Origin of the sequence: Acidovorax sp. 22279 (genome assembly GCF_052045435.1) — a bacterium.
Lineage (GTDB): Bacteria > Pseudomonadota > Gammaproteobacteria > Burkholderiales > Burkholderiaceae_C > Acidovorax > Acidovorax delafieldii.
On the sequence record NZ_JBQEOV010000001.1, the window covers coordinates 238926 to 263005 of the forward strand.

24 protein-coding genes (1 of these 24 only partly in view) are annotated in these 24080 nt (G+C 60.7%); 2 read left to right on the plus strand and 22 right to left on the minus strand.

Annotated elements, in window-relative coordinates:
- The 22 genes from ACTJKQ_RS01055 to surE all read right to left on the minus strand — a co-directional run.
- Window positions 1–353 carry the 5' end (the start) of an adenylosuccinate synthase gene (locus ACTJKQ_RS01055; protein WP_440595722.1) on the minus strand. 1024 nt of this gene lie to the left of the window's left edge, so the window shows 353 of its 1377 coding nt (coding positions 1–353); its start codon is at window positions 351–353; the stop codon falls past the left edge of the window.
- Window positions 354–380: 27 nt separating this feature from the next.
- Window positions 381–1529: an ATP phosphoribosyltransferase regulatory subunit gene (locus tag ACTJKQ_RS01060; protein ID WP_440595723.1), complete on the minus strand. Its 1149-nt coding sequence runs from the start codon at window positions 1527–1529 to the stop codon at window positions 381–383.
- A 90-nt stretch (window positions 1530–1619) separates the two neighbouring features.
- The gene (locus ACTJKQ_RS01065; protein WP_056062002.1) at window positions 1620–1802 is read right to left on the minus strand and encodes a DUF2065 domain-containing protein; all 183 of its coding nucleotides are present in this window, start codon (window positions 1800–1802) and stop codon (window positions 1620–1622) included.
- A 27-nt stretch (window positions 1803–1829) separates the two neighbouring features.
- Window positions 1830–2738 (minus strand): protease modulator HflC, encoded by a 909-nt coding sequence (gene hflC / locus ACTJKQ_RS01070; RefSeq protein ID WP_056061999.1) that lies wholly within the window; start codon window positions 2736–2738, stop codon window positions 1830–1832.
- 9 nt (window positions 2739–2747) lie between these two features.
- Entirely contained in the window at window positions 2748–4118 is a 1371-nt protein-coding gene (hflK, locus tag ACTJKQ_RS01075; protein ID WP_440595724.1) for an FtsH protease activity modulator HflK, read from the minus strand.
- 53 nt (window positions 4119–4171) lie between these two features.
- Window positions 4172–5317: a GTPase HflX gene (hflX, locus tag ACTJKQ_RS01080; RefSeq protein WP_192418921.1), complete on the minus strand. Its 1146-nt coding sequence runs from the start codon at window positions 5315–5317 to the stop codon at window positions 4172–4174.
- Window positions 5318–5410: 93 nt separating this feature from the next.
- Window positions 5411–5665, minus strand: a complete 255-nt coding sequence (hfq, locus tag ACTJKQ_RS01085) for an RNA chaperone Hfq (protein WP_015013419.1) — start codon at window positions 5663–5665, stop codon at window positions 5411–5413.
- A 105-nt stretch (window positions 5666–5770) separates the two neighbouring features.
- Window positions 5771–7114 carry a ribosome biogenesis GTPase Der gene (gene der, locus ACTJKQ_RS01090; protein ID WP_056062205.1) on the minus strand — a complete coding sequence of 448 codons (1344 nt, stop codon included), beginning with the start codon at window positions 7112–7114 and terminating at the stop codon, window positions 5771–5773.
- A 13-nt stretch (window positions 7115–7127) separates the two neighbouring features.
- Window positions 7128–8291 carry an outer membrane protein assembly factor BamB gene (gene bamB / locus ACTJKQ_RS01095; protein WP_440595725.1) on the minus strand — a complete coding sequence of 388 codons (1164 nt, stop codon included), beginning with the start codon at window positions 8289–8291 and terminating at the stop codon, window positions 7128–7130.
- A gap of 2 nt (window positions 8292–8293) precedes the next feature.
- Window positions 8294–8992, minus strand: coding sequence for a YfgM family protein (locus ACTJKQ_RS01100; RefSeq protein ID WP_056743271.1), 699 nt, complete (start codon window positions 8990–8992; stop codon window positions 8294–8296).
- A 14-nt stretch (window positions 8993–9006) separates the two neighbouring features.
- Complete coding sequence (gene hisS / locus ACTJKQ_RS01105) at window positions 9007–10269, minus strand: histidine--tRNA ligase (RefSeq protein ID WP_056061987.1); 1263 nt, start codon at window positions 10267–10269, stop codon at window positions 9007–9009.
- Window positions 10270–10421: 152 nt separating this feature from the next.
- A complete protein-coding gene (ispG, locus tag ACTJKQ_RS01110; protein WP_056061984.1) occupies window positions 10422–11702 on the minus strand; it encodes a flavodoxin-dependent (E)-4-hydroxy-3-methylbut-2-enyl-diphosphate synthase in 1281 nt (426 codons plus the stop codon).
- Window positions 11702–12637, minus strand: a complete 936-nt coding sequence (locus tag ACTJKQ_RS01115) for a helix-turn-helix domain-containing protein (RefSeq protein ID WP_440595726.1) — start codon at window positions 12635–12637, stop codon at window positions 11702–11704. Before ACTJKQ_RS01115 ends, ispG begins: the two co-directional genes overlap by 1 nt.
- The gene (gene pilW, locus ACTJKQ_RS01120; RefSeq protein ID WP_056061981.1) at window positions 12630–13463 is read right to left on the minus strand and encodes a type IV pilus biogenesis/stability protein PilW; all 834 of its coding nucleotides are present in this window, start codon (window positions 13461–13463) and stop codon (window positions 12630–12632) included. Before pilW ends, ACTJKQ_RS01115 begins: the two co-directional genes overlap by 8 nt.
- 33 nt (window positions 13464–13496) lie before the next feature.
- Window positions 13497–14609 (minus strand): 23S rRNA (adenine(2503)-C(2))-methyltransferase RlmN, encoded by a 1113-nt coding sequence (rlmN, locus tag ACTJKQ_RS01125; RefSeq protein WP_099729838.1) that lies wholly within the window; start codon window positions 14607–14609, stop codon window positions 13497–13499.
- Between the two features lie 90 nt (window positions 14610–14699).
- Window positions 14700–15125: a nucleoside-diphosphate kinase gene (gene ndk / locus ACTJKQ_RS01130; RefSeq protein ID WP_008905954.1), complete on the minus strand. Its 426-nt coding sequence runs from the start codon at window positions 15123–15125 to the stop codon at window positions 14700–14702.
- A gap of 88 nt (window positions 15126–15213) precedes the next feature.
- Window positions 15214–16782 carry a pseudouridine synthase gene (locus ACTJKQ_RS01135; RefSeq protein ID WP_440595727.1) on the minus strand — a complete coding sequence of 523 codons (1569 nt, stop codon included), beginning with the start codon at window positions 16780–16782 and terminating at the stop codon, window positions 15214–15216.
- Window positions 16782–17522 (minus strand): SMC-Scp complex subunit ScpB, encoded by a 741-nt coding sequence (gene scpB, locus ACTJKQ_RS01140; protein WP_440595728.1) that lies wholly within the window; start codon window positions 17520–17522, stop codon window positions 16782–16784. The genes ACTJKQ_RS01135 and scpB overlap by 1 nt, the downstream gene beginning before the upstream one ends.
- Window positions 17523–17669: 147 nt before the next feature.
- Window positions 17670–18713: an RluA family pseudouridine synthase gene (locus ACTJKQ_RS01145; RefSeq protein ID WP_440595729.1), complete on the minus strand. Its 1044-nt coding sequence runs from the start codon at window positions 18711–18713 to the stop codon at window positions 17670–17672.
- Window positions 18714–18718: 5 nt separating this feature from the next.
- Window positions 18719–19645, minus strand: coding sequence for a peptidoglycan DD-metalloendopeptidase family protein (locus ACTJKQ_RS01150; RefSeq protein WP_440595730.1), 927 nt, complete (start codon window positions 19643–19645; stop codon window positions 18719–18721).
- Window positions 19646–19657: 12 nt separating this feature from the next.
- A complete protein-coding gene (locus ACTJKQ_RS01155) occupies window positions 19658–20440 on the minus strand; it encodes a protein-L-isoaspartate(D-aspartate) O-methyltransferase (protein WP_056061963.1) in 783 nt (260 codons plus the stop codon).
- Window positions 20440–21228 carry a 5'/3'-nucleotidase SurE gene (gene surE, locus ACTJKQ_RS01160; RefSeq protein WP_056061958.1) on the minus strand — a complete coding sequence of 263 codons (789 nt, stop codon included), beginning with the start codon at window positions 21226–21228 and terminating at the stop codon, window positions 20440–20442. Before surE ends, ACTJKQ_RS01155 begins: the two co-directional genes overlap by 1 nt.
- Window positions 21229–21397: 169 nt before the next feature.
- Between surE and ACTJKQ_RS01165 the strand changes: the two genes are divergently transcribed.
- Both ACTJKQ_RS01165 and ACTJKQ_RS01170 read left to right on the plus strand, forming a co-directional pair.
- The gene (locus ACTJKQ_RS01165; protein ID WP_440595731.1) at window positions 21398–22372 is read left to right on the plus strand and encodes an NADPH:quinone oxidoreductase family protein; all 975 of its coding nucleotides are present in this window, start codon (window positions 21398–21400) and stop codon (window positions 22370–22372) included.
- A gap of 157 nt (window positions 22373–22529) precedes the next feature.
- Window positions 22530–24065, plus strand: coding sequence for a GGDEF domain-containing protein (locus ACTJKQ_RS01170; protein WP_056061952.1), 1536 nt, complete (start codon window positions 22530–22532; stop codon window positions 24063–24065).
- Window positions 24066–24080: the final 15 nt, after the last annotated feature.

The window sequence follows — 24080 nt, forward strand, 5'->3', positions numbered from 1 at the left end:
ATTGCCGCGTGGAAAGGCAGGATCAGAGGGCAAGCCTCACTGATGCGCAGCCGCGAACGAACCTCGACACCGGCTTTCTCAAGCCCCTCAATTTCCTCAAACAACTTCGCTGCAGAAAGCACCACGCCATTGCCGATGTAGCACTTGACCCCAGGGCGCATGATGCCGCTCGGGATCAAATGCAGCGCCGTCTTCACCCCATTGATCACCAGTGTGTGGCCAGCGTTGTGCCCCCCTTGGAAACGCACGACCCCTTGAGCGCTCTCCGTCAGCCAATCGACCAACTTGCCCTTGCCTTCGTCGCCCCACTGGGTACCGACCACCACTACGTTGCGACCTTTGGTTGCTTTCATCTCAAACCCAATTCAAATGACAATTGCTCAAACAGCCTGCACGACCCAACGGCCCGCAACCTGAACCAGTTCACGATCACAGTGGAACTCATCCACCTCACTCTCGTGCCCTGGCAAAACACACACCACTGTTTCCCCAGCGGACCGAAGCTCTCCAATCGCTGCATTCACATCCGCAGCCTCGCCCCAGGGAGCACGAATGGCGGCTTTCAGCGCACGGGGTGGCACCACGCCAACCACCTGCTTGATGTCCAAACTGAATCCCGCCGCAGGACGATTTCGGCCAAACACTGCCCCCACCTCGTCGTACCGGCCGCCGCGCACCAAGGCATCGCTGGCACCGGGCGCATAGATCGCGAAGCGCGCACCGCTGTAGTAGGCATATCCACGCAAATCAGCCAAGTCGAAAGTGACAGAGGCTCCTTCAAGACGCGACGCCAACCACTTCAAATTTGATAGCACTTGAGACACACCAGGAATGCGCTTCAGCGCATTTTCAGCCTCAGCCAGAACAGCAGAGTCTCCATATAACCGGACAAGAGCGAGAAGGCCTTGCCGAGAATCCTCAGGAAAGCCACGCGTCAAGACTGTCAACTCTCCCGCATCCTTGGCCGCCAAAGCAGAATGAATGCCGCTGAGCAGTTGCGGGCTCACGCTCACACCAGCCAACAGGCTGCGGACGATGCGCACGTCCGCAAGATCAATGGTTGTGTCGCGTACATTGGCAACTCGCAAACACTCCCGAGCTAACTGCAAAGCCTCAAGGTCGGCCTCCAGCCCGGTATGCCCATAGATTTCGGCACCAAACTGAAGAGGCTCGCGGGTGGCATGCGGGCGGTCAGGACGCGTGTGCAACACAGGACCACAGTAGCAAAGACGTGTCACACCTTTGCGATTGAGCAAATGCGCATCAATGCGAGCAACCTGCGGAGTTGTATCAGCTCGCAGCCCCATGGAACGACCAGATAGCTGGTCCACCAGTTTAAAGGTTTGCAGATCCAGCGCTTCGCCAGTGCCCGTTAGGAGAGATTCCAGATGCTCCAACAGCGGGGGCATCACCAACTCATAACCATAACAACGGGCTGTATCAAGCAGCCCGCGACGCAATTCTTCGATGTGCCGCGCTTCAGACGGCAAGACATCGGCAATGTGATCCGGAAGGACCCAAGCAGACATGGAGAAAAGGGGAGGCTGTTAAAACCGTGATTCTACCGGGACCGGGCGAGACTCCCCAAGGAATCTCCTAGTCGAGGGGTGTGACAGCGTTCAGAAACAAAGCATCAGAAGACCCGCAGCAAGGGCCAACAATGCGAAAAAGCGTATTTGGCCATCCTGCAATTGAGCGATCTGCGCAACCGTACGTTTCCAGACCTGGGGGGACAAAAAAGGCAAAAAACCCTCAATTACCAGGACCAAGGCAAATGCCGTCCAAAGACTGTCCCACATCATTCACCTCTCACAACCAGCGCCACTTGTTTACTTGCGTGGAGCAACAGGCGCCGATGCAGACGCTGAGCCGCGAAAGACCTTGAAGAAGTCAGAGGACGATGGGTCCAGCACCATCACATCGCTTTTCTTATTGAAACTGCCCTTGTACGCCTCGAGACTGCGATAAAACTGGGCAAATTGAGGATCTTTGCCAAACGCTTCGGCGTAGATGCGGGCCGCTTCCGCGTCGCCCTCACCTTTCAGCTTTTGAGCATCCCGATAGGCATTGGCGATTGTGATCTCGCGCTGACGATCTGCGTCTGCACGAATCTTTTCGCCTTCTGCAGCACCTGTAGAGCGCAACTCATTGGCCACGCGCTTTCGCTCCGCTTCCATGCGCCGGTACACAGATTCAGTGATGGCTTCCACGTAATCAACACGGGTAATACGCACATCCACCACATCAACCCCCCAGGGCTTGGAACCACGAACTGTCTCCAAGACTTCGCGCTTGACATCAGCCATCAGCGCTTCGCGTTTGAGTGAGAGCAGCTCTTTCACCGTGCGCTTGTTGATTTCCTCCTGGAAAGCATTGCGAACAACCCGATTGAGCTGCATGGCGCCCGCCGTCTCATCCAGCCCAACGTTGCGAATGTACTCAGTGGGCTCGGAGATGCGCCAGCGCACATACCAGTCGATAACGACACGCTGCTTTTCAGCAGTCAACATGGGCTCGGTGTCCGTGCTGTCCAAGGTCAGCAAACGCTTGTCTATGTAGGTGACGTTCTGAAATGGAGGAGGCAGCTTGAAATTGAGGCCAGGCTCCGTGATCACTTCTTTGATCTGACCCAGTGCATACAACACTCCAAACTGCCGCTGGTCCACAACAAAAAGCATGGAGCTCATGAGAGCAAGCACCACCAGAAGGGTAGATGCAATAAAACCGACTCTGTTCACGAACTACTCCTAGCGGGATTCACGTTCACGGGTGCGGCTGGTGTCGCGCGCGCGAGCGTCATTCGAAAAGGTTGGTGCGGGTGTTGCTGGTGACACCGCTGGAGGCACGCTGGTGGCCGCAGGGGCATCCAGCGCTCCGGACCCGCTTGCTACGCCTTGCATAATTTTGTCGAGCGGCAGGTACAGCAAATTGGAGCTTTGACGCGACTCCACCAGCACCTTGGTCACGCTGCCATAAATCTGCTGCATCGTGTCCAGATACATACGATCACGGGTTACCTGCGGAGCCTTCTGGTACTCCGCCAAAATAGAAGCAAACCGTTGCGAGTCACCTTGAGCCTGCGCAACGATCCTCGCCTTGTACGCAGCAGCCTCCTCGTTCAGACGAGAGGCAGAGCCCACAGCGCGTGGAATCACATCATTCGCGTAAGCCTGTGCCTCGTTTTTGGCACGCTCGCGCTCCTGTCCAGCTTTGAGGACATCATCAAAGGAGGACTGCACCTGCTCAGGCGGCCGCACACCGCCCTGCTGCAAATTGATGCCAACAACTTCGACGCCAACTTTGTAACGGTCCAATATGGTCTGCATGAGCGCGCGAACGCGAGGCGCAATCTGATCCCGCTCTTCAGCCAATGCCGTGTCCATGCGCATCTTGCCCACCACCTCGCGAACGGCGGTCTCAGCTGCTTGAACCACGGCATCTGAGGGATTCTTGCTTTCGAAAAGCCATGCCCTGGCATCGCTCAGGCGATACTGAACGGCAAACTTGATCTCCACGATGTTTTCGTCTTCGGTAAGCATCGCGGACTCTCTCAAGCCCGTGCTTTTGATGACCGTGTCCCTCCCCACATCAGCGGAGCGAATTTGTGTCACAAAAACCAGCTCATGACGCTCAATTGGGTAAGGCAAGCGCCAATTAAAACCTGCACCCACGGTGCTTTTGTACTTGCCGAATTGCGTAATGACGGCTTGCTGACCTTCTTGCACTATGAAAAAACCTGTGCCCATCCAGATCACGAACGCAATGCCAGCAATCAAACCAACACCCACACCGGCGCTTTTCATATCAGGTTGAAAGCCACCGCCAGCCCCTCCTCCCGGGCCACGGCCAGAACCATTCTTTCCCCCGAACAGACTGCCAAGCTTGCGATTAAGGTCACGCCAGAGCTCGTCGAGATCAGGCGGCTGCTGGCCATTGCTTGGCCGCTGATCCCCACCCCTCTGACCTGCGGGTGGCGCTGCAGGTCGATCCTCAGGGCGCACGTTACCGTCCTCCGACTTATCATCCCCGCGACCCCAGCGTGGATCGTTCAGATTGAACATGCCCCGAATACGGTCCGGCAATGAAGCCCAGCGTAGGGTGCGAGTATGAAAATTCATGCGCAAAATCTCTGGTTCTCTGATGGCGTCATTCGATCATGCATTGTGCCCAATCAGGGCAACACATCCGGCAATTCAAGGGCGTCTGCTGGGGTCATATCCTCACGCGTAGCCAGCAACCTATCGGCCAAAGCGCGGCGCAGATCATCAAGACCTTCTCCAGATCGAGCACTTACGAACAGACGGGAAAGCGACTGCCCCCCCACTTCGTATTGGTCTACCAGCAGGGAGGGGCGTCGCTCTTCGGGCAATGCGTCAAGCTTGTTGAACACCAGTATCTGCGGGATATCCGAGGCACCAATTTCCAGCAACACCCGCTCCACCTGCGCCATCTGCTCCGGGAAATCCGGGTTGGAAGCATCCACCACATGAAGCAGCAGATCTGCATCGACAGCCTCTTGCAGCGTAGCCTGAAAGGCATCCACCAATCCGTGCGGGAGATCCCGGATAAAGCCCACCGTATCGGACAGAGAAACAGATCGCGCCGCATCTGCCAGATACAACTGGCGTGTTGTAGTGTCTAGCGTGGCAAAAAGTTGATCCGCTGCATACGCTCGCGCTTTCACCAAAGCATTAAAAAGCGTGGACTTACCCGCGTTGGTGTACCCAACAAGCGAAATATTGAAGGTATCGCGCCTCTCGCGCTGGCGCCGCTGCGTGGAGCGCTGACGCTTGACCTTGATCAAGCGCTCTCTGGTGCGCTTGATCGCGTCACCAATCATCCGTCGATCCAGCTCGATCTGCTTTTCACCCGGACCGCCCCGGGCACCGATACCGCCAGTCTGGCGCTCCAGGTGAGACCAGCGCCGCACCAGCCGTGTACTCACATACTGCAGCTTGGCGAGCTCAACCTGAAGCTTGCCTTCGTGGCTTCGCGCACGTTGCGCAAAGATCTCCAGAATCAACAACGTGCGGTCATTAACGGGAAGCTCGATATGACGTTCCAGATTACGCTGCTGCGCGGGGCTGAGTGATTGGTCAAACAGCACCTCCAATGCCCCATGCATCTGGGCCAAGGTGCGAATTTCATCCGCTTTGCCAGAGCCAATAAAGAGTGCTGCGTCCGGCGCTTTCCGCTTGCACGTAATGCGAGCAACAGGCCGTAAACCCGCCGTCTGGGCGAGCAGTCCCAACTCTTCCAACTCAGCATCGAAGTGGGGGAGACCAAAATCAACGCCCACCAGCAACACCGGCGTCATAGCGGACGAGGATGCGGAAGCCGAACTCAAAGCCAACCACCCTCTCCCTGCTCTACCTCGCTGAGAGAGCGAGCCCCGCTACCAGACAACAACTCAAGAGTTGCTGCTGTCAGCATCAGGGGTTTCTGAGGTAGAGAAATTGACCGCCCGACCTGGAACGATCGTAGAAATCGCGTGTTTGTAAACCATCTGCGTCACAGTATTGCGCAGCAACACCACATACTGGTCGAAAGACTCGATTTGCCCCTGCAGCTTGATCCCGTTGACCAAATAGATGGACACTGGAACATGCTCCCGACGCAATGCGTTAAGGAAGGGGTCTTGCAAAAGCTGGCCTTTATTGCTCACGATATTCTCCGTGTTCAAGTGTTGTTGTAAACCAGCACCTTACCACAGCCAGACGCACGCTCTGGCTTTAACACACATGGCCCCTCGACTGAGGAGCCTTTGTCGTCAAGCCTCGTCTTTGTCCGCAAAAGGATTGTGCGAGGTTTTCATCTCAATGCGCAAAGGGGTCCCCACAAGATCAAACTCCTTGCGGAAGCGCCCTTCCAAGAATCGCTTGTAAGCATCAGTCACGTGCTCCAGCGAGTTACCATGGATCACGATCACGGGCGGATTCATGCCGCCTTGGTGCGCATACCGCATTTTGGGGCGGAACATCCCCGCCCTCTTGGGGCTTTGGAACTGAACTGCCTCCAGCAACAGTCGGGTGAGCACTGGCGTGGACATCTTGCAGGTGGCCGCCCGGTGGGCCTGGGCAATAGATGTCCATAGAGGGCCAAGCCCCTGACGCTTCTTCGCAGAAATGAAGTGCAACGAAGCAAACTTCAAAAACGCTAGCCGCGTCTCAATGGAGCGCTCCAAGAGCTGCCGTTGGTAGTCATCCACGGCATCCCATTTGTTCACCGCCAGAACCACAGCGCGGCCACTCTCCAGAATATAGCCCGCGATATGGGCATCCTGGTCCGTTACCCCCTGGGTGGCATCGAGCAATAACAGCACCACATTTGCGGACTCGATGGCTTGGAGCGTTTTCACTACCGAGAATTTTTCGATAGCCTCAAACACCTTCCCCTTGCGGCGCAGTCCTGCAGTATCCACCAGCTCAAAGCGCTGACCATTGCGCTCAAAAGGCACAGTGATGGCATCGCGGGTCGTACCGGGCATATCAAATGCCACCAGTCGCTCTTCGCCAAGCCACGTGTTGATCAGGGTGGACTTACCCACGTTGGGGCGCCCCGCCACGGCAAGCTTGATTACGCCCTTGTCCAACGCCGTATCCGAATCGTCAGGCTCAGGCAGATTGAGCGGCTCCAGCGCAATGTCAACCAAACTGCGTATGCCCTGCCCGTGCGCCGCAGACACAGGATAAACCTCGCCCAGCCCCAGCTCATAGAACTCCGCTAGTTGGACGCCCTGGAGCATGCCCTCCGCTTTGTTGGCGACGAGCACGCAAGGCTTGCCCAAGCGACGCAAGTAATTGGCAATGTCGTGGTCTTGCGCGGAGACACCTGCACGGGCATCCACCACAAAAATCACCACGTCCGCCTCGGCGACCGCCTGCTGAGTTTGTTTGGCCATCTCGCGGTAGATACCGCTGGAAGCGTCGGGTTCGAAGCCACCGGTATCAATGACGATGTACTCGTGTTTTCCTTGCTTGCCGTTACCGTAGTGCCGGTCACGCGTGAGCCCTGCAAAGTCAGCGACGATAGCGTCGCGCGACTTGGTCAGACGGTTGAAGAGCGTGGACTTGCCGACATTCGGACGCCCCACGAGGGCGATAACTGGCTTCATTGAATAAGACCGATCAATCTGGACGGAATCCGTAAATGCCGCCATTGCGGGTAACAACCACCAGGGTATCTGCAGCCACGACTGGGGCAGCAGCGATGGCAGACCCATCTGTCGCCAGCCTGTTCAGGGGTGAACCATCTGTACGGGACAGCAAATGCACCAAACCCGAGTCGTCACCGACGACTACCGAACGCCCTAGAAGCAGCGGCGCCGTGAGTTTGCGGTACTTAAGTCGATCGATACCCCACAAGCGTGAACCATCCGCGCGGCGCCACGCAACAAGAGTGCCATTGCTCTCAGAACCAAAAATGGCCTCTGCATCGCCGTGAACGCCTTCTGCTCCGCTAGCAGGCTGCGTCCAGATGGTCGTTCCCCTTGCCGTGTTCACACAACCCACAGCAGCTTGAAAGGATCGAGCGCACACTGTTTCTCCCACACGGCTGGTGCGCCCCACCAACTCGACAAGGCGCTCCACATCATTGGTGCCCCGTGCGCTGGCAATGGGGGTCTCCCATCGCACACTGCCATTATCAGGATTCAATCCGACCAAACGGCCTGACAACCCCACCACCAGCGTGTCACCCACAGCGGTCAAGACACCAGCCTGGCGCAATATCAAAGGCTCCCCGGGGCGCTGCTGGGACCAGAGACGACGACCTGTCGACAAATCATAGGCAGACACGGATCGATCTGCCGACAACACGAAAACACGACCGCCTGCAACCAGAGGTGGTGTGAATACCTGAGCTGCGAGCGTCTCACGCCAGCGCTCACGCCCCCCATCAATAACGATCAGTGCATTGTTACGCGATACCACCGCCGCGAACTTGCCATCGCTACCCACAGCTGCTGACAGAGGCTCAGCCAGCGCTGCTCGCCAGATATCCCCCCCCGTACGCGCATCCAGGGCTGCCACCGCACCATCAGCTGACGCGACGGTCACCACATTGCCAGCAACATGGACCTCCAATGGCAATCCAGCCACATTGCCAACGCGCGCAATCCATGCTTGCCGCACGCCCAGAACGGCCACATTGGCTCCGAGGTCGGCAGGCACAGGCTTAGACTTGTCGGCGCTCCACAAAGAACAACCGGCTAACGTGGCAGCCACTAGTGCTACCACCAGACCGCGCACAAACAATTGGTGCCCTGACCTTGCGTTGATAGGCGACGACATGGTTATTTGGACTCCGCAGGTGTTGCGGTTGAAGAGACAGCAGAAGCCACATTCACACCTTGCAGCGAGACACCCAGCGCGTTCAGCTTGATTTCCACCAGACGGCGGTACTCGACACTGTCTTCGAACCCCTTATATGCCTTGGTGTACTCAGCAATCGCGTCCTGACGCTTGTCCTGGAGCATCAGGACGTCACCCTTGCGGTCCGCCACAACAGAGGAGAATTCCGGCGCGAAACTGCTGGATAGTTGCTTGAGTGCTTCGTCATAGTTCTTTTGATCCATGAGCACACCAGCCAATCGCAACTTGGCCAAGGCCTTGAGGCCCTCGTCAGACGATTGTTCTGCAACCCACATAAGCGCCTCTTTGGCGCCTTCGACATTACCAGTGCCCTGCATGGCCTTGGCGAGGGTCAAGCCTGCCTGCCCAGCTTGGACAGTCCCTGCATATTTAGACTTCAGATCGGCAAAAGCTTGTTCCATGCGGACGTTATCGGCAGACCGCGCAGCCACATCCACAGCATCAAACAACGCAGCCGCCTGCGTGGCCTGCCGGGTTTGCCAGTACTGGTAACCGTTCCAAGCAGCCGCTGCACCTGCAACGACAATGACCACGGAGCTGATCAACGTGCCCCAGGTGTTCCAAAAATGCTTGAGCTGGTCTAGCTGCTCTTGTTCTTCAAGGTCGAGATGATTTGCCATGGAAAGTGATTGGGTTAGCGGGTGGATTGTAGGGTGGCCGACCATTGCGCGACCAAGTCCAGCGGGCGCTCGGTTTGCTCACCTGCGCCATCACGCAAGGCTTTGACAGTCACCATGCCACGAGACAGCTCATCATCGCCAAACACCAGCGCGTGCATTGCACCACTGGCATCAGCCTTCTTGAATTGCGATTTCATACTGCCCATGCCCTCCAGCGAAGGGGCCGCGTGCATCTGGACACGAACACCATGTTGGCGCAATTGCTCGACAGTAGCCACAGCCCGAGGTAACGCGGCCGCCGAAGGGACAATGGCATAGACGTCCGGAACCAGCAAAGGGGTGGCACTTTGCTGCTCCTTGAGCAACTCCAGTACCCTTTCGACCCCCAACGCCCAACCCACCGCCGGTGCGGCCTTGCCACCGATTTGTTCGATCAAGTAGTCGTAGCGCCCCCCACCGCAGATCGTGCCCTGCGAACCCAACTGATCCGTCACAAACTCGAACACAGTGAGGTTGTAGTAGTCCATGCCACGCACCAGGCGAGGATTGACAGTCCAAGCTATCCCATTGGCATCAAGAATGGCCTTGACGGCATTGAAATGCGCCAAAGACTCCTGACCCAGAAAGTCAATCAAACGAGGCGCCGCTTCCACCAGCGACTGCATCGCGGGATTCTTGGTGTCGAGGATGCGCAGAGGGTTGCTGTGCAGCCGCCGACGCGCCTCCTCGTCAAGAGCATCGACGTGCTGTTCCAGATACGCGATCAATGCAGCCCGGTGAGCCTTGCGCTCGTCCGGCTGACCCAAACTGTTGAGTTCGAGACGCACGTTCTGCAGGCCAAGGTCGCGCCACAGGGCACTTGCCAGAAGAATCAACTCGGCATCGACCTCGGCCCCCGGAAATCCCAGTGCCTCGGCGCCGATCTGGTGAAACTGGCGGTAGCGTCCGCGTTGGGGACGCTCATGACGAAACATGGGGCCCATGTAGTACAGGCGCTTACCGCCGTCGTACAACATGGAGTGCTCTGCAACCGCACGCACCACACCAGCTGTCGCTTCGGGGCGAAGCGTCAGCTGCTCCCCATTGAGACGGTCCTCAAACGAGTACATCTCTTTCTCGACAATGTCGGTGACCTCGCCCAATCCACGTACAAACAACGGTGTGGGTTCGACAATGGGTGTGCGGATATTGCGATAGGCGTAGCGCGCCATCAGGTCGCGCACCTTGGCCTCCAGCCACTCCCAACGGGCAGATTCCGGAGGCAGGATGTCGTTCATGCCCTTCACCGCAACCAGCTTCTCTGGTTTGGACGAGGGACTGCTTTTTTCGTTACTCACAGCGCTTCTTTTCTAGGTCTAGCGGAAATTTACATAAGCTGGACAGACCACCTCCCGAGGCTTTACGGTGCGGGTGGCTGCAGCACTACCGGTCAAGCAGCAGACACCCCGGCGCCAAAACGCTTTTCGATGTACTGCTCGACGATGCGATGGAATTCATTGGCGATATCGTCACCGCGCAGGGTCATTGCCTTCTCGCCATCAATGAAGACAGGGGCGGCAGGCGCCTCACCCGTCCCCGGCAGACTGATTCCAATGTCTGCGTGCTTGCTTTCACCCGGGCCATTGACGATGCAGCCCATAACTGCAACCCGTAGTGATTCCACACCCGGATAACGCACGCGCCACACAGGCATTTGCGCACGCAGGAAATCGTCGATTTGCTTGGCCAGGTCCTGAAAGGTGGTGCTGGTGGTACGGCCACATCCCGGGCAAGCGGTAACGCTGGGCACAAAAACCCGCATGCCCAAGGCCTGCAAGATTTCGGATGCCACAACCACCTCTTGGGTACGCGCCTCGCCGGGCTGGGGTGTCAACGACACACGAATCGTGTCGCCAATACCCTCTTGCAGCAGCACAGACAATGCGGCCGCCGAAGCAACCGTTCCCTTGGTACCCATACCGGCTTCGGTGAGACCCAGGTGCAAAGCGTAGTCGCAACGGCGTGCCAACTCGCGGTACACCGAAATCAGATCCTGCACTCCGCTGACTTTGCACGACAAGATGATCTGGTTGCCGTCCATCCCCATGGCCTCTGCACGACGCGCAGATTCAATGGCCGATGTGATGAGGGCCTCGTACATGACCTGACGAGCCTCCCATGGATTGCTGCGGCGGCTGTTCGTATCCATCAGCTCAGCCAGCAACTCCTGATCGAGACTGCCCCAGTTGACACCGATGCGCACAGCCTTGTTCCAGCGCATGGCAGCCTCGATCATTTGACCAAATTGCTTATCGCGCTTGTCACCTTTGCCCACATTGCCAGGGTTGATTCGGTACTTGGACAAAGCCTGGGCGCAGTCCGGAAACTCGGTGAGCAGGCGGTGTCCGTTGTAGTGAAAATCGCCCACCAAGGGAACGTTCTCACCCATGCGATCCAGTTGCTCTCGGATGTACGGTACCGCTGCAGCAGCTTCTGGCGTATTAACGGTGATGCGGACAAACTCCGACCCCGCCTGAGCGAGCTCCTTGACCTGAATCGCGGTCCCAATGGCATCGACGGTGTCGGTGTTGGTCATGGACTGCACGCGCACGGGAGCATCCCCCCCCACGGTCACCACACGCGAACCCCAGACAACTTTCGCTTGGCGTGAACGTCTAGGTAAGGGCGAAGCAATCGCCACCGGCCCAAAATCAATCGGGGAGTTTTCCACTATTTCACCTCGAAACGCGCCACGTTTTCACGGGCGACTGCCGTCAGATCAAACGGCTTTCCTCGAACAATCACTTCCGTCGCGTCCGCGCGACCGACAATCACTGCCATGGGCGTGGGTGCCGACACCGATACCGACTCTCCCGCCGCCAGATTGCGTTGCAACGCCAGTGCACCATTGGCATCCCGAACTTGCACCCATGACGCACTGCGCGCACGCAGCACCAGGGGACCGGAGGGAGCATCTGCCGCGCCATCAGCGGCCGAAACAGCGCCCACAGACACGCCACCTCCAGCGCCAGCAGGCGCTGGAGGTACAGCGGCAGTTGGCGCAGCAGACACGGGCACCGAAGCCGCCGAAGCAGCGGCGGGCGATGCAGAAATAGATGCATCGGCGGGGCGCTCCACCGTTGGTGGCACCACTGCAGGTGCAGGCTCGGAGGCATTGGCCGGCAAAGCATCCGGCACCGCAACGGGCACTGGATCGGAAGAATCCCCTGGCGTGGAATGCCGGGGGACAAAGAACAAAACCACAGCTCCCACCAACAATGCAAGAACGACCAACACCACCGAACGCGAGCCAGAACCTGAACCCGCGAATGACGCCGAAGAGGACGACGAAGATTTGCCGGCACTACCTTTCACAGGTGCATTGATACCAGCGCTGTCCACCGACAGACGAGGACTCTGACTTTGGGGAAGCAAAGACAAAATGGGCGCTGGGTCAATTTTGAGGGTACGGCAAACACTCGAAGCCAGCGCGCGCACAAATACGGTGTCAGGCAGCACTGCGTAGTTATCTGCCTCCAGGGCTTCCAACTTGCTGACGGGTACCTTCAACGCAACCGCCAGGGCTGCGATGTGCATGCCTGCCGCCTGCCGGGCCTCCTTGAGCAAGCCGCCCGCCGTCACTCCGCTCTCCACCACCTCACTCATTGAAAGCCCCACGTTCGTATGCACCCAGCTCCCTGGAATCCGGGAAGCGCTTGCGCAACTGAGCAGCCAGTTGCCTCATTGCCACGGTGTCGCCCAAAGCCCGCTCCACCTTGATGCCCAGCCACAACGATTCAGAGTTGGCGAAATCGCTGTTGTTGAGCCGTCGAATGTAAAACTGCGCGCGCGACAACTCGTTGCGCCGCAGCAAGAGCGCTGCGAGGTGATAACCGACCACCGGATTCGCAGCATCGAATTCATAGGCCTTCAAGAAAGACTGTTCCGCTTCGGGAAACTGTCCCGCACCTGACTGGCACAGGCCACGGGCCATCCACGTTTTGCCACGCGCTGTATAGGCGGGGTTGGCAATGGCTCGGACAAAATATTGGTCGGCCTCCACGTACTTTTGCTGCTGGCACATTAGCCAGCCATAGTTGTGCAGTACGTTGGAGTCATTTGCCCTTAGCGACAAGGCACGGCGGAAACTGTCTTCGGCCTGTGCATAGTCACTCAGGCGCATGTAAATCAGGCCACGAAGATTGAAAGCATCGGCATAAGAAGGATCTGCAGCCAGCGACTGCTTGACTTCATCCAGTGCGACCGCCGTTTGCCCCAGTTCAAAATAGTTGGAGGCCAACTCCAGCCGGATGCGAGCGCGGCGCCGCGACTCAGGCTCATCGGACGGAGTCACCAAGCCCGCATCGGCGTCACTGACTGCAGACGATGCGTTTGTTGCACACCCCTGGAGCGCCCATATGCAAACCACCGCACTGCATGCCGTGAGTGTCCAGCGGCCAATATGCTGCCAGCGTCCAACCATTCCCGCCATGTAGAGCCTCCTTGAAGTTTGCCAACTGCCTGATCAAGTCACCGGTTTGAGCACGATTGTGCGCTGCTTTGCCATGCGTTCTGCGGCCCGGGTACGATCTTTGACATCCCCAGCCAATTGACCGCACGCCGCGTCAATGTCATCACCGCGCGTCTTGCGCACCGTGGTGATAATGCCCGCGTCACTGAGTATCTTGGCAAAGGCCTGCACCTGATTTTGCGGGGACCGCAACAGCCCTGATGCGGGAAACGGATTAAAAGGAATCAGATTGAACTTGCAGCGAATACCACTGCGCTTGACCAACTCGATCAGTTGGCGCGCATGCTCCGTCTGATCATTAACACCATCAAGCATGCAGTATTCGAACGTGATGAAGTCACGGGGTGCATGCGCCAAATAGCGGTTGCAAGCGTCCAGCAACTCCTCGATCGGATACTTGCGATTGAGGGGAACCAGGTTGTCGCGCAGTGGGTCATTGGGTGCGTGCAGCGACACCGCCAATGCCACGGGACAGTCTTGCGCAAGGCGGTCCATCATGGGCACGACGCCCGATGTAGACACCGTCACGCGGCGGCGCGACAGGCCATACCCGTGATCGTCCAGCATTACTTTGAGCGCAGGTACTAATGCCGAATAGTTTTGCAGCGGCTCCCCCATGCCCATCATGACCACATTCGAGATCACACGGTCTTCAGTCTGCAAGCGCTTGCGCAGGGAGTGCTCTGCAAACCACAGCTGGGCGACGATCTCACCCGTCGTCAGATTGCGACTGAAACCCTGATGGCCTGTAGAACAGAAGCGGCAACCGACAGCGCAGCCCGCCTGCGATGACACACAGAGGGTTCCACGATCATCCTCCGGGATGAACACGGCTTCCACCGCGTTGCCATCACCCACATCAAACAGCCACTTCACAGTGCCGTCCGAGGACACATGCTCTGAAATAACGGGCAGTGACTCGACCTGCGCGCAGCCCTTGAGCTTGTCACGCAAGGCCTTGGCCAAGTCGCTCATGGCGTCGAAATCGCTGGCACCGCGCTGATGAATCCAACGAAACAGCTGGGTGGCGCGGAAGCGCTTTTCCCCCAGCCGCTCGCAAAACGCCGCCAGACCGTCGAGGTCGAATTCCAGCAGATTCGTGCTCATGGTGCCAAACCCACTGGAGACCAGGCATAGCCACCCCCATGACACGGGACTCCCACCAAGGTGGGTGCGGGCATGGGGAGCATCACCATCTCAGCGCGAGTAGATGTTCAGGCCGGGGAAGAAGAATGCCACTTCGGCCTGTGCGGTTTCAGCGGCGTCGGAGCCGTGCACAGCGTTAGCGTCGATGCTGTCAGCGAAGTCGGCGCGGATGGTGCCAGCTTCTGCCTTCTTGGGGTCGGTTGCGCCCATGAGTTCGCGGTTCTTGAGGATGGCGTTCTCGCCTTCCAGGGCCTGGATCATCACGGGGCCGGAGATCATGAAGTCCACCAGGTCCTTGAAGAAAGGACGCTCTTTGTGCACTGCATAGAACTGCTCGGCTTCCAGGCGCGACAGGTGGGCCATGCGGGCTGCCACGACCTTGAGGCCGGCAGCTTCAAAGCGAGCGTAGATCTGACCGATGACGTTCTTGGCCACTGCGTCGGGTTTGATGATGGAGAGAGTGCGTTCGATTGCCATGTTGATTCCTGAATGGTTGTTGCTGTGATTCGTTTGTCCACCGGACAAAGCCCTCGATTCTAACCGGGGAGCGTGAAGGCAGGAGCACTCAGCGCCCACCGCCTCCACGCCGGGGACCGCCGCCACCGGGACGTCGCTTGTCCTGGCGGTGGCGCGAGAGGCTGTCCATGCCGATGTAGCCCACCGACGTCTTCATCGGGTCGGGCTGCGCCGAGCCCCCGCGCTGGCGATCGCCCCCTGCAGCGTTGTTGCCACGGGCAGGACCCTGGCCACCATCGCGGCGCGGCTTCTGGCCACGGGGACTACCAGGGACGGCCGGCTGCGACATGTCCCGACGCGAGCCATCACCGCGTGGTCCACCACGGCCACGGTTGCGCGGCTTGCCATTGCGCCCGCCAGCACCAGCCCCTTCAGGACGTCCCTCAACAGGCTCGGGGCGCCCCGCACCTGCGGCCTGAACCAGTGCGCGGATATCACTCTCATCCAGTTCCAGCCAGGCTCCGCGCTTGAGGCCGCGCGGCAGCACCATGGCACCGTAGCGGATGCGGATCAGGCGGCTGACCGCATGACCCACCGATTCGAGCATGCGGCGTACTTCGCGGTTGCGGCCTTCGGAGATGGTGACCCGGTACCAGCAGTTGGAACCCTCTCCACCACCGTCCTCGATAGAGCCAAACGATGCCATGCCGTCATCCAGGCGCACGCCGTCCAGCAGTTTTTGTTTTTCCTCGTTGCTCAGAGCACCCAGCACCCGAACGGCGTACTCACGCTCCAACCCAAAGCGTGGATGCATCAGTTTGTTCGCCAGCTCGCCCGAGCTGGTGAACAGCAAGAGACCCTCCGTGTTCAGGTCCAGGCGTCCTACCGACTGCCACTTGCCCTGCAAGAGCCGGGGCAGCTTGCGAAAGACGGTGGGTCGATTCTGGGGATCGTCATGGGTCACGACCTCGCCCACAGGTTTGTGATATGCGATTACGCGCGCCGGAGGGGGGTCGATGCGATAGCGGATCGGCTTGCCGTTGACCTTGACCTGATCGCCAAACTGAATGCGCTGTCCGATGTGAGCAGGTTCGTTGTTGACCGAGATCCGCCCCTCCAGGATCAATTGCTCCATCTCCAGCCGTGATCCCAGACCCGCCTGGGCCAGCACCTTGTGTAGTTTAGGTGTCTCGACCTGCGGCAGCAGCACCCGCTTCTGCGGCACCGCGTCTGCGGAGGCATCTTCTTCGTCGAAACGACCGGACACGACATCCTCAAACTGATAGCCCTCAACGACAGGGGCAGCTCTGCGCTTGTCGCGCCCTACCCCATCAGGACGCTGAGGCCGTTCACGAGATTCGCCACGAGGAGGCCTCCCTGCCTGCGGAGTATTGCCCTCGCCATCGGCCGCCGATACGACCGCCTCAGGAGATATCGAGTCCATGGCGACCGCCTGCACCTGGGCCACAGGCACCTCTGGCGCTGCAGCTTCCGACACAGGCACCGAAGTACCGACCTGCATCGCCACCACGGCTTCAGGCACCGCTTCCTCGGCAAGGACAGCTTCCGCCTTTTTGCGAGGAGCCCGCTTGGCAGCCGGCTTTTTGGCAGCAGGTACCGTATCAACGGCATTCAACCCAGGCACTTCGGCCGGATTTTCGGAGGTCGAGTCGTTCATCAAGTATTTCCCTGGATACCACCCGGGGTATCAACATGGTCGTCGCGGAGATCAGTCTCCACATTCTGAAAAAAATCATCCACGGGTCGCTTATCACCCATATCAGTCACAGACTCCACCGGCTCTTTCCCACCGGCTTCGTGCGGCAAAACCGCCAGCAGATCAGGCTCACCCCCGATGGCTCCCTGGGCGGCGGCTGCCATGGCTTCCAGCACATTCGCATTGCCTGTCGGGTCATCGAGCACCGGCAGTTGGTCCAGAGACTGCAAGCCCATATCGTCTAGAAACTGGCGGGTCGTGGCGAACAACGCCGGGCGCCCCACCGTTTCGCGGTGGCCAATGACCTCCACCCAACCCCGATCTTCCAATTGTTTGATGATCAGGCTGTTGACCGTCACACCTCGAATGTCCTCGATATCCCCGCGCGTGACCGGTTGCCGGTAGGCAATGATGGCCAGGGTTTCCATGGTGGCCCGGGTGTAGCGGGGCGGTTTTTCGGGATGCAGACGGTCCAGGTATTCACGCATTTCAGGACGGCTCTGGAAGCGCCATCCCGTCGCCACCTGTACCAGCTCCACCCCACGCTGCGCCCAATCAAGCTGCAGTTCCTGCAACAGCACCTTGAGGGTGTCGGACCCCAGCGCGTCATTGAACAGCACCCGCAACTCGCGCACAGGCACGGGCTGCTGCGCGCAGATCAACGCAGTTTCGAGGACCCTTTTGGCATCCACCGTGTTCATGGTTCAGCGATTCCTGGAAAAGTGCCACGCGTTGCAACGGGTGTCACATCAACAGCAGGGGCAATCATTGGTGCACCGCGCAATGGCGCTGGTGCGTTGGTAGAGCCCGGCGGGATTCCGGCTGCGGGCTAGGGCCGTCACGGCCGTTCAGGGCGCATTGTAGCCCAGGCCCCATTCCGACAGCGCCCGGCGAATATCGTCGGGTACAGGGGCACGGAACTCCATAGGGTCCCCCGTCACCGGATGCGCAAAAGCCAACCGGTAGGCGTGCAGGGCCTGGCGTTGCAAGGCCCCGACCGGCGCGCCACCGTACAAGGCATCGCCCACCAAAGGATGGCGCAGAGACGCCATGTGCACGCGAATCTGGTGCGTGCGCCCGGTGTGCAAGGTGCACTGCACCCAGCAACCACGCTCGCTTCCCTCCAGACACAGGAAATCCGTGCGGGCGGTTTTGCCAGGGTGTACCGCCAAGTCCACCACCGCCATGCGCAGGCGATTGCGAGGGTCCCGCCCGATGGGGGCATCCACCGAGCGGGTCGCCCCCCCCGTCCAGGCACCATGCGCCATGGCCACGTACTGGCGCTTGACCTTGCGCTCGGCAATCAGCGCCACCAGGGCGTCCATGGTCGCACGGTCCCGGGCGACCACCATGAGACCGCTGGTGTCCTTGTCCAGGCGGTGAACGATACCAGCCCGTGGCACCCGCAGTGCCTTGTCGTCGCGGGCCAGCAGGCCGTTGAGCAGGGTGCCGCTCCAGTTGCCTGGCGCAGGGTGCACAACCAAGCCTGCGGGCTTGTTCACCACCAGCAAGTGCTCGTCTTCGTACACCACATCAATCGCCATGGGCTCAGGCCGGAAGGCCTGGCTTTGGAGGGTGGGCCGCATCTCCAGCACCACCAAGTCACCGGCCTTGACCCGCGCGGCTGCCTTGAGAGCAGGCTTGCCATTGAGGCTGACCAGCCCCTGGGCCAGCAATTGCTGAAGATAGCTGCGGGAGAACTCGGGAACCCGCTCCACCAGCGCACGATCCAGCCGCTCGGCGTGCTGGCCTGGGCCCATCTGTAGCGAGCGCAGCTCGCTGTCCGCGTCGGCCAGGGCTTCCGATTCATCGGCCAGCAGGAGGGAATCGCCCTCCTGCGCTGTCGTCACCTCAGACGCTTCGGGACCACCGCCCGGCGAGTGATCCGCCATCGGACTCAACGGGATGGCAGATAGCGTGTGGGATCGACAGGCTTGCCCTGCCGGCGGATTTCAAAGTGCAACTTGACGCGGTCTGCGTCGGTGTTGCCCATCTCGGCGATCTTCTGGCCCTTGCGTACCGCCTGGTCTTCTTTGACCAACAGGGTCTGGTTGTGTGCGTAAGCGGTGAGGAACGTGTTGTTGTGCTTCAGGATGACCAGGTTGCCATAGCCGCGCAGACCGGCTCCGGCATAGACCACACGGCCATCCGCCGCCGCCAGTACCGGGTCACCCGCCTTGCCGGCAATGTCGAAGCCCTTGTTGCGTGCCTCGTCAAACCCGGCAATCAGCGAACCCGATGCAGGCCAGATGAACGCCAACTCATCCTCGCCCGCTGGCGCTGCCGCAGGTGCCGGCGTGGCTGGCGCCACCGCCACCACCGTGCCCGACGCAGCAGAGGCAGCAGGCTTGGCGCCGCTGGCGGCCGATGCAGGAGCCGCAGCCGGCGTGCTGGCTGGAGCGACGGAGGATGATGTGACCGGGCGTGTCACCACCCCGCTCTCAGAGGCCACCACCGCCGGGGTAGCGGACGGAGGAAGCACGCGCAGCACCTGACCAACTTCGATCAGGTTGGCGTTTTCCAGATTGTTCCAGCGAGCGATGTCTTTCCAGCTTTGCCCAGACTCCAGGCCGATGCGAATCAGGGTATCCCCAGGCTTGACCGTGTAGTAACCCGGCTTGCCGGCGTTCTCTGCACCAGGCAGAGGCTTGATGGGGGTACCCACCACCACGCCCGGCTGTGCTGCGGGCGCTGGGGCAGAAGACGACGAAGAGGTGCCCCGATCTTCCACAGGAGCCTTGTTCATGCGGGTGCCACAGCCGGAGAGCACCAGCCCCGCCATTGCCACGGTAAAACCCACCACAAGACCACGCGATACGAACATAAGCAATTCCCTTTACGCAATCCCCGATTTTAGGGGGACAAAATGCACGGGTTCGAGCACGTTTTGTTTCAATCCGTGCGGGGTTTTGTCGATCACCAGCAACATTTGCTGCCCGCCCGTCAGTGCCATGGGTGCCACCAGACGCCCTCCCACGGCCAATTGATCACACCAGGCCAGGGGCACGGCATCGCCCCCGGCTGCGGCAATGATGGCCGCGTACGGAGCACCTTTGGCATAGCCGAGCATGCCGTCGCCAAACAGCAGGTGCACGTTGGCCAGGCGGAACGGCCGCAAGTTGTCGCGTGCCTTGTCGTGCAGGCCACGCAGGCGCTCCAGCGTGTACACCTCGCGGGCCAGCAGGCTCAGCACCGCAGCCTGGTAGCCGCAGCCCGTCCCAATTTCCAGCACACGCCCCAGCCCGCCATGGCGGGCGCTCTCTGCGCCCAGCAGCAGCTCACACATGCGAGCCACCACGCTGGGCTTGGAGATGGTCTGGCCCAAGCCTATCGGCAGGCTGGTGTCTTCGTAGGCCTGGTTGACCAGGGCACTGTCCACAAACCGGTGGCGCTCCACAGCACCCATGGCCTGCAGCACGGGGGCCAACGTGATGCCGCCCGCCGCCAGTTTTTGCACCATCCGCGCCCGGACGGCCGACGAATCCAGCCCCACTCCGGCAGGTGCCGCGGCCACCACCGGCTTCCGCTGTGCGGGGGAAGACGGCGCTACCGCCGGCTTGCCCATAGCGGCGTTACCGGACACCGGCAGCCTGGCCGGAAACCCCGGGCGGCGCTGCATCACGCCCCGGGGGCGGCAGCCGCCCCCGCCGCCAAACGGGCGGCGGTCTGCGCCCAGTAACCGAGGTTGTCGTGATCGGTCAGATCCACCTTGAGGGGCGTGATGGACACATGGCCCTGGGCCGTGGCATGAAAGTCCGTGCCTTCTGCATCGTCCTTGGCAGCACCAGCACCGCCGATCCAGTACATGGCTTCGCCCCGGGGGCTTTCCTGCACGATGACTCGTTCCGCCGCATGGCGGCGCCCCAGGCGGCACAGCTTGACCGGGCGCAAGGCCTCCAGCGGCATGTTGGGGATGTTCACATTGAGCAGCCAGGGGGTTTCGTTGACCAGTTGCTGCGCACGCATCTGCGCCACCAGTTCACGCGCCTTGGCCGCGGCGGCCTCCAGCTCGGCCCAGCCCTTGTCCACCTGCGAAAAAGCGATGGCCGGAACGCCAAAGAGATATCCCTCCATGGCCGCACCCACCGTGCCGGAATAGATGGTGTCGTCGCCCATGTTGGCGCCATTGTTGATGCCCGATACCACCAGGTCGGGCCGGTAGCCCAGCAAGCCAGTCAGCGCGATGTGCACGCAGTCTGCCGGGGTGCCGTTCACATAGCGAAAGCCATTCGCCGCCTTGTGCACATACAGCGGCGAATGCAGTGTCAGCGCGTTGGACTTGGCACTGTTGTTATGTTCTGGCGCAACGACCTCCACCTCGACCCCGTCGAGGGTCTTGAGCGCATCATGCAGCGCGACGATGCCGGGGGCCTGGAAGCCGTCGTCATTGGAAATCAGGATCTTCATGGTCTGGGTAGGGGTTGCAACGGATTGTAGGTGGGCAGGCCATTGCTGCGCCCGAGGGCGCCAGAGAAGCCGTCGCCGCAGCCCGTCGCTCGTGGGACATCCGGCACGCCAGCGCCCCACCTATCATGCGGGCCATCATTGACAAGACCGACCGACAGGAGACTTCCCCATGCATGCCTGGCTTTGCACCAACCCCACCGGCGTCGAGGCACTTGCCTGGACGGAGCTGCCCACCCCCACCCCCAAGGCGGGCGAGGTGCTCATCGAGATCAAGGCCGCCAGCCTGAACTTCCCCGACCTGCTGATCGTGCAGAACAAGTACCAGATGAAGCCGCCGCTGCCCTTTGTGCCCGGCTCGGAATACGCGGGCGTGGTGGCTGCCGTAGGCGAAGGCGTCACGCACCTCAAGGTCGGCCAGAACGTGGCCTGCCTGTCGGGCACCGGCGGCTTTGGCACCCACACCATTGCCCCCGCAGCCCTGTGCATGCCGTTGCCAGACGGCTTTTCGCATGTCGATGCAGCCGCTTTCATCATGATCTACGCCACGTCGCACCATGCGCTGGTGGACCGCGCACAGCTCAAGGCGGGCGAGACCGTACTGGTGCTGGGCGCTGCCGGGGGCGTGGGCACGGCCGCCATCCAGATCGCCAAGGCCATGGGCGCACGTGTGATTGCCGCCGCATCCAGTGACGAAAAGTGCGCGCTGTGCACGTCCATCGGAGCCGACGCGACCATCAACTACAGCAAGGACAACCTGCGCGAGGCCGTCAAGACCCTCACGGACGGCAAGGGCCCCGACGTGATCTATGACCCCGTGGGCGGCGACTTTGCCGAGCCCGCGTTCCGCTCCATCGCCTGGCGCGGCCGCTATCTGGTGGTCGGGTTTGCGTCCGGCCCCATCCCGGCCCTGCCGTTCAATCTGGCGCTGCTCAAGGGCGCGTCCATCGTCGGCGTGTTCTGGGGCGACTTTGCCAAGCGCGAACCCAAGGCCAACGCCGCCATGATGGGCGAGCTGGCACAGTGGTATGCCCAGGGCAAGATCAAGCCCGTGATCGACCGCACCATGCCCATGGCCGAGCTGCCCGCCGCCTACGCCCACATGGGCTCGCGCGGGGTGATGGGCAAGCTGGTCATGGTGAACTGACGGCCAGCCGCCCCCTTTGGAATGTGTGGGCAGATCTCGCAAGGGGTCCTCCCCATGTTCCTGGCTGGCATACCCGTGTGGCCGGTGTACCAGCACGCACGGCGCCTTGCCTGTGTCACACTTGTGCATTCCAGCCTCCTGACACTGGTGCCCGCCCATGGCCGACCGACCACCTTCCGAGATCGCGCGCGAGACGCTCAAACAACTGGCCGCTCGCCGACTGGCCCCCACGCCAGACAACTACCTCGCGATCTACGATGAAATAGCGGGCATCCGCAGCCCGCAGCCTTTCCCCGAGGGACCGCTGAGCAGCATCCAGCGTGTGCTGCCCGGCCAGACACCTGCGCAAAAACGCCTGCTGGGCCAGTTCGAACGCGCCATCATCACCAAGGACTGGACATCGCTGCAGAGCGTGATGGTGGGTTACGCCAACCTGGGTCTGCACCCGGCCACTGCCTCCAAACCCATCGAGGTGGCCGATGCGCCCACCGCACTGGGCGAACTGCCCGCCGAGTTTGCCGAAGCCCTGGCCCGCCTCATCGACAACACCCTGCCCGCCCTGGGTGACGACGATCCCCGCGTCATCGACATGGCGCAGCAGCTCATCACTTTTCTGCGCGAACCAACGCCCCTGGTGACCACCGCGCAGCTCATGCTGGGCAACTTCAGCTACCGCCTGTCGTTCGCCACCGAAGAACAAGCCTCCATCCGCGCGAGCCTGCTCGAGCTGCTGCACATGATCTTCGAGAACATCGCCGTGCTCAGCGTGGACGACCGCTGGCTGCAGGGCCAGGCCGAGGCACTGATGAGTGCCTCGACCCCGCCCCTGACGCTGCGGCGGCTGGACGATGTGCAGCGCCGGCTCAAGGACGTGATCTTCAAGCAGACCGAAGCCAAGGCGCGGTCGCTGGAGGCGCAAGAGCAGATGAAGGAAATGCTGGCCACCTTCATCGAGCGGCTGGCGCGCATCACCGCATCCAGCACCAGCTACCAGGGCACCATGGAGCGCTGCGCGGACCTGATCGGCAAGGCCAGCACGCTGCAGGAGATCGCCCCGGTGCTCCAGGAGGTGATGAGCGCCACCCGCGCCATGGCGCTCGACAGCCGCGTGACCCACGATGAGCTGCAGGACCTGCGCGAGCGCACCGAGGCCAAGCGCGCCGAGGTCGCCAAACTGCAGGAAGAACTGGACCGCGCCAGCGCCCAGGCCCGCCACGACCCGCTGACGGGCAGCCTCAACCGCAAGGGCCTGGACGAGGCTGTGGAACGCGAGATCGCCCGCGCCCGCCGCCTGGGCTCGTCCCTATGCCTGGCGCTTCTGGACGTGGACAACTTCAAGACCATCAATGACCGGCTGGGCCACGCGGGGGGCGACGCTGCCCTGGTGCACCTGGCGCAGGTCACGCGCGAGGTCATGCGGCCGCAGGACTTGCTGGCACGGTACGGCGGCGAAGAGTTCGTGATCGTGCTGCCCGACACCACCGTCGAAGCCGGCGTGGCGGCCATGACCCGCTTGCAGCGCGAACTGACCACGCGCTTCTTCCTGCAAGGCACCGAAAAGGTGCTCATCACCTTCAGCGCGGGCGTGGCCCAGTTGGTCGAAAGCGAGAGCGCCACCGACGCCATCGTGCGGGCCGACCAGGCGATGTATCTGGCCAAGCGCTCGGGCAAGAACCGGGTGATGGCGGCGTGACCACCTCCCCCCTGT